The sequence below is a fragment of the Neglectibacter sp. X4 genome (assembly GCF_009917365.1).
Lineage (GTDB): Bacteria > Bacillota > Clostridia > Oscillospirales > Acutalibacteraceae > Acutalibacter.
Map to the genome: position 1 here is coordinate 1 of NZ_QWLE01000202.1, position 818 is coordinate 818.

Annotated in this window: 1 protein-coding gene; it reads right to left on the reverse strand. The window is 32.5% G+C overall.

The genetic code is table 11. The features are described from left to right. Positions 1-149: 149 nt before the first annotated feature. Positions 150-635, reverse strand: coding sequence for a helix-turn-helix domain-containing protein (locus D1841_RS17665; RefSeq protein WP_160201154.1), 486 nt, complete (start codon positions 633-635; stop codon positions 150-152). Between the last annotated feature and the right edge of the window lie 183 nt (positions 636-818).

Here is an 818-nt window from a genome sequence, read left to right on the forward strand (position 1 = left end):
ATAGAATACTGCTAAACTTTAAAACAAGCTTGAAGAGTATCTGTTAAGTCTTTCGGGCGTAGCAACTCTCCCCCCCACCATACACCGTTTTTTATTTGGTGGGCGTTTGCTTTAAAATCTTATGAAATGAAACAGAAGCGATAAATATATCAATTAGTTACTTCTTTCAATTTAATTTCTACTTTGTAATATTTTAAAAAATATGGTACAAACAAAAGAGCCCCTATTGTCAAAATCAACCAACCAATATATGTTCCTTGATTTTCAGGATAAAAATAATTTATAGCTAAATGAACTGGACGTAGAATAATTGTAATCACTCCCCATAATATTTCCAATTTTCTTTTCATCTTGTTTGCTTGCGCTTTTTGTTTCTGTAATTCCACCAAATTTTGTTCTGCCTTTTTTTGATAATTTTCCACTATAATCCTTTCTCCTGATAACAATTCATTTACATTTATGCCAAGAATGTCACATAGATCCATCATTATCGCTACATCTGGACAGCTTTTTCCTGTTTCCCATTTTGAAACCGCCCTATTACTAATGTTAAGCTTTTCTGCCAGCTGTAGCTGAGTAGGATTTTTTTCTTTACGACATTCAGCAATAAATTTTCCAATTTTTTCTTGATTCATTTCTTACCTCCTAGTTTTATCATACATAATAAGCATTTTTTTTGGAAGGAACTATTGGTTGATTCTCTAATTCAGCCATCAGTTGACTACTAGTACATCGAATAATGAATGCCGGCTATTAATAGCTACTTGCAACTTTACTTTTATATTGGCGGTGGACTTTATGTTCCTTCGTTTCACACA

What these genes read in the sequence shown, in the direction of transcription:
- D1841_RS17665 (WP_160201154.1), bottom strand. Translation starts at nt 635, where the DNA reads ATGAATCAAGAAAAAATTGGAAAATTTATTGCTGAATGTCGTAAAGAA.